Origin of the sequence: Virgibacillus sp. M23, from assembly GCF_034190895.1 — a bacterium.
Taxonomy (GTDB): Bacteria; Bacillota; Bacilli; order Bacillales; family Amphibacillaceae; genus Virgibacillus; species Virgibacillus salarius.
The window spans coordinates 1-7,500 of the sequence record NZ_JAWDHA010000102.1 but is presented as its reverse complement, the minus strand read 5'-3'; the positions used below and the strand labels follow the sequence as shown (position 1 = coordinate 7,500).

Genomic DNA, 7,500 nt, shown 5'->3' with positions numbered 1-7,500 from the left:
GCGGGTTTTGCTAAAAAAGTTAGCTGAAGGACAAACCCCACGGAAAGGGAAGTGGGCAGCCGGAGTGGTGGTCAAGCAGTAGCTATTATTCCATAATAGCTACTAGAGGGAGCGTAAATCTGAGCATGTAGTGATAAGGACTGAGCGAATTTTGCTCCGTTTTCCTTATGTAAAAAATTGTGAATGAAACCCATTGTTAGGCGCTTTACACGTTGCTTATTCATTGGGAATCGTTCTGTTCTTTGGTAAAATATATAGGAAGGTAAAGGAGGAAAACGTGTGGCAAAAGAAATAAACCAAGATCTAAGCAAATGGGTAGCTAACGAAGCAAAAGTCAATATACAAGTTGTCAATAAAGTAATTGCCTTATTAGAGGAAGGGAATACGGTTCCTTTTATTGCTCGTTATCGTAAAGAAGTGACTGGTGGCTTAGATGAGGTACAGATTAAAGCGGTTCAAGATAAATGGCATTACGCTGTCAATCTTTCGGAGCGGAAGCAAGAGGTATTACGAAGCATTGAAGAACAGGGAAAACTAACAGATGAATTAAAACAAGCTATTACAGAAGCAAAACAGCTACAGCGAGTGGAAGATTTATATCGACCGTATAAGCAAAAGCGACGTACTAGGGCAACGATTGCTAAAGAAAAAGGTTTAGAACCATTAGCATTACTTGTATGGAAGCAGGATATAGAATTAGTAGAAAGTGAAGCGAAGAAATATATTTCAGAAGATCATGAATTACTAACGATAGAAGAAGTACTAGCTGGGGTAAATGATATTATTGCGGAGTGGATTTCCGAAGAGCCAGCTTATCGTGAATTTATGCGACAAGTTACGTATAACCGAGGAAGCATTGAATCTGAGCAGAAAAATGCAGAAAAGGACGAGAAGCACGTTTATGAAATGTACTATGATTTTCATGAACCTGTGCGTTCCTTAGTGTCACATCGAATTCTAGCTTTAAATCGTGGAGAGAAAGAGGATGTTATCAAAGTCTCTATAAAGCCACCTACAGAGCGAATTCATGAGTTCTTGCGACAGCATGTAATTAAAAGTTCTGCATCTAAGCAAGTAGTAGATATTTTAGTGCATGCAATTGAAGATAGTTATAAGCGATTAATTCAACCATCTGTAGAGCGGGAAATTCGCAGTAGTTTAACCGAAAAGGCTGAGCAGCAAGCAATAGATATCTTTTCCAAAAACTTAAAGAATTTATTATTACAGCCACCTTTAAAAGGAAAGACTGTTCTTGGCGTTGATCCGGCATTCCGTACAGGCTGTAAACTAGCTGTCATCGATGAAACGGGGAAAGTACATAGTATTGGCGTGATCTATCCAACAGCACCAAAGAATGATAAATTAGGTGCGGAAGCAAAGGTACTAGAGCTAATGAAGAAATACGATGTTGAATTAATAGCAATTGGTAATGGAACAGCATCACGAGAAACAGAGCAATTTATTTCCGATGTAATTGGAAAAAATAGTCTAAATGTGCCGTATATTATCGTTAATGAGGCTGGTGCAAGTGTGTATTCTGCTTCCAAACTAGCAAGAGAGGAATTTCCTGATCTTCAAGTCGAGGAGAGAAGTGCGGTGTCGATTGCCCGACGGATACAAGATCCGCTAGCTGAACTTGTCAAAATTGACCCGAAATCTATTGGGGTTGGACAATACCAGCATGATGTAAGTCAGAAGTCATTAAATGAATCATTATCATTTGTTGTAGAAACTGCAGTTAATCAGGTAGGCGTAAATGTAAATACAGCCTCCTCGTCATTGCTACAATATGTATCGGGACTAAGTAAAACGGTGGCAAACAACATTGTCAAGCAACGTGAGGAAGATGGGAAATTTACGAATCGGAAGCAACTAAAGAAAATTCCTCGTTTAGGAGCAAAAACGTATGAACAGGGGATTGGTTTTCTACGCATCGTTGATGGGGATAACCCACTCGATAGAACCCCTATACATCCTGAAAGCTACGCTCATACAGAAAAGCTGTTAACAATGCTGGACTGTGATCTAAGCGATATAGGCTCAGAAAAACTTCGCCAGGCCATTAGCACAATTAAAAACAGGGAGGTTGCAGAAGAGCTGGGCATAGGAGTACCAACCTTAAGTGATATTTTACAAGCACTAAGTAAACCAGAGCGCGATCCTCGTGATGATTTTCCGCAACCATTGTTAAAACAAAACGTAATGACAATGGAAGATATCAAGCCTGGAATGGAGATGCAGGGTACGGTTAGAAATGTAGTTGATTTTGGTGTGTTCGTAGATATCGGTGTGAAGCAAGATGGACTTGTCCATATTTCTAAGATGTCAAATTCATTCGTGAAGCATCCAATGGACATTGCTTCTGTTGGCGATGTAATAACTGTCTGGGTCGAGGATATTGATATGAATAAAGGAAGAATCGCCTTATCAATGGTGAACAAAGAATATTAATTGAAAAGACATGGCTCTAATAGGAACCATGTCTTTGTTTTAGTCTAGGAAATGATAAATTAGCCAGCTGGATAAATATGGGCGTGTTAAGCGCGTCCTGCTCCGGCGCCCAGAAGCGACCTCACAAATCGCCCTAAGCTAAGTCATCATCGGCTCGCAAACTCACCGTGCTTCCTTTATCTAAGTTGAATCTTTCCAGTCGCTACGTTTCTATTCGGGAGCTTGCGCCATAGTTGTTTATTTTACGCTTTCTGGAACTTTAAGGCCAAGTCCTTCAGCGATACGCTCGCCCCATTCAGGATCTGCTTTATAGAAGTGTTCGATTTGACGTAGCTTAATTTCTTCTTTTGTAACAGGCTTCATGTGATCAACAAATGCTTTAATTAAGCGATCTTTTTCATCTGCAGTCATTAAACGATATAAATCACCGGCCTGTGTATAATGATCATCACTGTCATAGGAAACGCTATTAGCTTCGCCATAAACCTCAAACGGATTAATTTTGGTTGCCTGATCCTCAGTTGGTCCATCTACACTGTTTGGTTCGTAGTTTGGCTTGCTACCACCATTACCACTTACATTCATGAAACCATCACGTTGATAATTATTTACTTCATTTTTTGGACGGTTTACGGGAATTTGATGATGGTTTGCTCCTAAGCGATAACGATGTGCATCTGAATAACCAAATAGACGACCTTGAAGCATTTTATCTGGAGAAGCTTCAATACCAGGTACGAATTGACCAGGTGAGAAGGCAGCTTGCTCAACCTCAGCAAAGTAGTTCTCAGGATTACGGTTTAGTACCATTCGACCTACTTCAATACGTGGATAGTCTTTTTTCGACCAGATTTTTGTAACATCAAATGGATCCCATTTGTAAGTCTTGGCGTCTTCGTAAGGCATAATTTGTACGTAAAGCTTCCAAGCAGGGAAGTCACCTTGATCAATAGCATTAAAGAGATCTTCTGTGTGATAATCAGGATTTTCACCAGCGATCTTGTCAGCAAGCTCTGGATCTAAGTTTTTGACCCCTTGTTCACTTATAAAGTGATATTTAACCCAGAATGCTTCGTCTTTTGCATTTACCCATTTAAAGGTATGGCTTCCATATCCATTCATGTGACGGAACGTAGCCGGGATGCCACGATCACTATGAAGGTACGTAATTTGGTGAAGTGATTCTGGTGATAATGACCAGAAGTCCCAAACCATATCTTTATCCTTTAAGTGCGTCTGCGGGTTACGTTTTTGCGTATGAATGAAGTCTGGGAACTTAATTGCATCACGAATGAAGAAAATTGGTGTGTTATTTCCAACTAAGTCATAGTTCCCTTCGTCCGTATAAAATTTAACTGCAAAACCACGTGGGTCACGTACTGTGTCTGCAGAGCCTAGTTCACCAGCAACGGTTGAGAAGCGGATAAACATGTCAGTACGCTTTCCGGCTTCGCTAAGGAAATCAGCTTTTGTGTATTTTGAAATTTCATCATTTGTTACTTCAAAGTATCCGTGTGCACCAGCACCTTTTGCATGTACGACGCGTTCAGGGATACGTTCTCTATTAAAATGAGCAAGTTTTTCTAGTAAATGAAAATCTTGAAGTAATGTAGGTCCATTATGTCCAGCTGTAATGGAGTTTTGATTGTCTCCAACTGGAGCTCCAGCGGCAGTAGTTAAGGTATTTCTTTTATTACTCAATATTAAATCTCCTCTCTTAAACTAAGTATTTATCTATCTACATCTATATTATAATATAATCCAAGTAAAAATCAATATTTATTTACAATAATTTTAAATAACGAGTAAGTTTAATTTATTTATATAATATAGGAAGTAACCCATTTCTGTACAAAGTTAATATTTATATATTAGAATATTAACATCGCTTATTGATAAGGAGATAGGTATAATGGAGCTGCTGGATGATCAGGATTTATTTAATTTGGTCAATAAATTATCTTTAACATATTTTCATAAACCCTTTTTACATGACGTAGCTTTTAATTTTCGTTTACGAACAACAGGTGGAAGATATATTCCTAATAAGAAGTTAATTGAATTGAATCCGAAGTACATGCAGGAAAGTGACATGGAAGAATTTATCGGGATTATTAAACATGAGTTATGTCATTATCATTTACATATAGAAGGAAGAGGATATAGGCATCGTGATCAGGCGTTTAAGCAACTTTTGAAAATCACCGGATCTCCAAGGCATTGTAAGCCACTTCCTTCACAAAAAAAGTATAAATATGTCTATAAGTGTACTAGTTGTAATGATGAGTTTAAACGTATGAGGAGGGTAAACACAGCTAAATTTAGATGTGGAAAATGCAAAGGGAGAATTTATTTACTATAAAAGCAAAAAAATATCGCTATAACCCATTGACGAAATATGTCATCCATGATAAATTAAATAGGCTGTCTCATACAGCACTTCAACTTACATATTTTTCGAATAGATTTTAACGAAAAAATGTTGACAATTACACTGAAATATTGTATTATATTTTTCGTTGCGATTGATTCACACTTTATTCCACAGTAGCTCAGTGGTAGAGCTATCGGCTGTTAACCGATCGGTCGTAGGTTCGAATCCTACCTGTGGAGCCATATGGAGAAGTACTCAAGTGGCTGAAGAGGCGCCCCTGCTAAGGGTGTAGGCCGTGTAAGCGGCGCGAGGGTTCAAATCCCTCCTTCTCCGCCATTTTTTAATGGCCCGTTGGTCAAGTGGTTAAGACACCGCCCTTTCACGGCGGTAACACGGGTTCGAATCCCGTACGGGTCATCTTTTTTTAAAAATAAATAGGCTGGGTCCGGTAGTTCAGTTGGTTAGAATGCCTGCCTGTCACGCAGGAGGTCGCGGGTTCGAGTCCCGTCCGGACCGCCAGATGTTGGGCTATAGCCAAGCGGTAAGGCATCGGGTTTTGATCCCGTGTACCCCAGGTTCGAATCCTGGTAGCCCAGCCATTTTTTTATTTTTCGTTTTTTTACATGAGCCATTAGCTCAGTCGGTAGAGCATCTGACTTTTAATCAGAGGGTCGGAGGTTCGAATCCTCCATGGCTCATCATTTGTATTTTTGCGGGTGTGGCGGAACTGGCAGACGCGCTAGACTTAGGATCTAGTGTCTTCGGACGTGGGGGTTCGACTCCCTCCACCCGCATTGAATTGCTGTGTTAATCCACAGTCTTTTATTTTCTGTCATTTATTGCAAAATGTGCGGTCGTGGCGGAATGGCAGACGCGCTAGGTTGAGGGCCTAGTGGGTGAATAACCCGTGGAGGTTCAAGTCCTCTCGACCGCATCGTATCCATAGAACAAGTCATACCAACACTTTTAGAGGGTTGGTATTTTTTTATACGTTCATTTCCATTAAGGATTTGAGCGTTTTTTTATGATTTATTCACCATAAATTCACCATTTCTTAAAAGAAGTCGTCTAGCCGATCTGCTGTTTCTCGTTGTTTGTTCGGAAATAGGTGACCATACACATCAATTGTAGTTTTAAAAAGAGGTAACTCACAATTTTTCTTCTTTCTAGAATTGTTTCTCTCCTGTAATCCGTCAATTTGTCCTTCAAAGCTCTATGTGTCCCTTCTACGGAATTTACACTGTTGTAGTAGTCGTTTGCTCTTATACTTACAGTAATATATGAAGGGGGCTATCAAAATGAAAAGATATAGTGTGTTCTTTTATTCGTATTAGGAGGATTATTTATGATCCTGAGTAATAGGATCTTTTTAATGGCGTCAGCAGCTTGGATATTTCCAATTTTATTCTTATTGCGATTGAGAAGATGTCGCTGAAAAAAGCATGTCAAAGTGCTGACAAACAATCGATATTCTTTAATTACAAAATATATTATATCGTCGTCACTTATTTTAGTGATTTATTTGATTGGTAACATATATTTTGTTGGAGTAGATGTTTTGTTCTAATTGGACTATGGCTATGCTCTTGTTGTTATGCTCCTAACTCTTCCATTAATATACTGCTTTAACAAGCGAATAATGCGATTCAATGATTTTTTGCAATTAAAAAATGTATCATGCAGGAAAGATAAATACGAAACTAACATATTGACGGTTACATATAATTGTGCCTATAAATAATTAAGAAGCACTCAAAGAGTAAAGTCACAGATTCAAAATTGCGTCCTGCAATTTAACTATAATATAGAAGTAATAGATGATAAAAATCGTCTTCTGGCTTTCGGTTTAATTGGTTTTATCCATAACATTACAGATATGACCTATGAGCTATGAAGGTAAATAATTATAAGAATTAAAAGAATTTAATTTAGGTATTGAAATAAGAACCATATTAGTGTATTATCTATAATTGTTCGCGTGATTCAGTCATCGTGAATTGAAACAAATGATAAAAATGAACATTCTTTTAAGAAGCGCCCGTAGCTCAATTGGATAGAGCGTTTGACTACGGATCAAGAGGTTAGGGGTTCGACTCCTCTCGGGCGCGCCATAATTTCCGGGAAGTAGCTCAGCTTGGTAGAGCACATGGTTTGGGACCATGGGGTCGCAGGTTCAAATCCTGTCTTCCCGACCATCGACACGAAATATTAAAATATTAATAAACGCGGGTGTAGTTTAATGGTAAAACCTCAGCCTTCCAAGCTGATGACGAGGGTTCGATTCCCTTCACCCGCTCCAATCATTACCTTTAGGGGCCTGTAGCTCAGCTGGTTAGAGCGCACGCCTGATAAGCGTGAGGTCGGTGGTTCGAGTCCACTCAGGCCCATCACTTAAAAAAGTGTTGACAAACAAATTGTCGGTATGATATATTAATAAAGTCGCCAATTTGAACAGCGAAAAAGTTAAGTGAAAAAAGTTATTGACTTGAGTTGATCAAACTGGTATAATGAAAGAGTTGCTGTCGCGAAAAGCAGCAAACTAATTTGCTCTTTGAAAACTGAACAAAACAACCAGTATGTCAAGAGAAAAACATGCAACTGTTTTTTCTTAAAAATAACCAGAAGGAAACTTCTGGAGTAAGCTAAGACATCATAATTAACGGTGTTAATTATGA

3 protein-coding genes, 12 tRNA genes and 1 pseudogene are annotated in these 7,500 nt (G+C 38.9%); 14 read left to right on the top strand and 2 right to left on the bottom strand.

Translation table 11 applies throughout. The features are described from left to right. Nucleotides 1-279 precede the first annotated feature (279 nt). The gene (locus RVS70_RS21085; protein ID WP_166530331.1) at nt 280-2,451 is read left to right on the top strand and encodes a Tex family protein; all 2,172 of its coding nucleotides are present in this window, start codon (nt 280-282) and stop codon (nt 2,449-2,451) included. A 237-nt stretch (nt 2,452-2,688) separates the two neighbouring features. Here RVS70_RS21085 and RVS70_RS21080 read toward each other — a convergent pair whose 3' ends face one another. After that, the gene (locus RVS70_RS21080; RefSeq protein ID WP_321134709.1) at nt 2,689-4,152 is read right to left on the bottom strand and encodes a catalase; all 1,464 of its coding nucleotides are present in this window, start codon (nt 4,150-4,152) and stop codon (nt 2,689-2,691) included. A 211-nt stretch (nt 4,153-4,363) separates the two neighbouring features. On the opposite strand from RVS70_RS21080, the gene RVS70_RS21075 reads away from it, so the two are divergent. From RVS70_RS21075 to RVS70_RS21035, 9 genes are all read left to right on the top strand, one after another. Further along, complete coding sequence (locus tag RVS70_RS21075; protein ID WP_121604541.1) at nt 4,364-4,813, top strand: SprT family protein; 450 nt, start codon at nt 4,364-4,366, stop codon at nt 4,811-4,813. 179 nt (nt 4,814-4,992) lie between these two features. Beyond that, nucleotides 4,993-5,067 (top strand) — tRNA-Asn (locus RVS70_RS21070). A gap of 3 nt (nt 5,068-5,070) precedes the next feature. After that, nucleotides 5,071-5,161, top strand: a tRNA-Ser gene (locus tag RVS70_RS21065). 9 nt (nt 5,162-5,170) lie between these two features. After that, nucleotides 5,171-5,242: transfer RNA gene (locus RVS70_RS21060), tRNA-Glu, on the top strand. 25 nt (nt 5,243-5,267) lie between these two features. Next, a tRNA-Asp gene (locus RVS70_RS21055) sits at nt 5,268-5,344 on the top strand. Nucleotides 5,345-5,349: 5 nt separating this feature from the next. Then, nucleotides 5,350-5,424, top strand: a tRNA-Gln gene (locus tag RVS70_RS21050). A gap of 26 nt (nt 5,425-5,450) precedes the next feature. Beyond that, a tRNA-Lys gene (locus RVS70_RS21045) sits at nt 5,451-5,523 on the top strand. A 14-nt stretch (nt 5,524-5,537) separates the two neighbouring features. Then, nucleotides 5,538-5,619, top strand: a tRNA-Leu gene (locus tag RVS70_RS21040). 56 nt (nt 5,620-5,675) lie between these two features. Further along, nucleotides 5,676-5,759: transfer RNA gene (locus tag RVS70_RS21035), tRNA-Leu, on the top strand. Between the two features lie 120 nt (nt 5,760-5,879). Here the strand turns inward: RVS70_RS21035 and RVS70_RS21030 are convergent. Beyond that, a pseudogene (locus tag RVS70_RS21030) lies at nt 5,880-5,960 on the bottom strand (hypothetical protein); the annotation flags it as partial. Nucleotides 5,961-6,859: 899 nt separating this feature from the next. Between RVS70_RS21030 and RVS70_RS21025 the strand changes: the two are divergent. From RVS70_RS21025 to RVS70_RS21010, 4 genes are all read left to right on the top strand, one after another. Continuing rightward, a tRNA-Arg gene (locus tag RVS70_RS21025) sits at nt 6,860-6,936 on the top strand. Between the two features lie 7 nt (nt 6,937-6,943). Continuing rightward, nucleotides 6,944-7,020, top strand: a tRNA-Pro gene (locus RVS70_RS21020). A gap of 30 nt (nt 7,021-7,050) precedes the next feature. Continuing rightward, nucleotides 7,051-7,124 (top strand) — tRNA-Gly (locus RVS70_RS21015). A gap of 14 nt (nt 7,125-7,138) precedes the next feature. Further along, a tRNA-Ile gene (locus RVS70_RS21010) sits at nt 7,139-7,212 on the top strand. Nucleotides 7,213-7,500 lie beyond the last annotated feature (288 nt).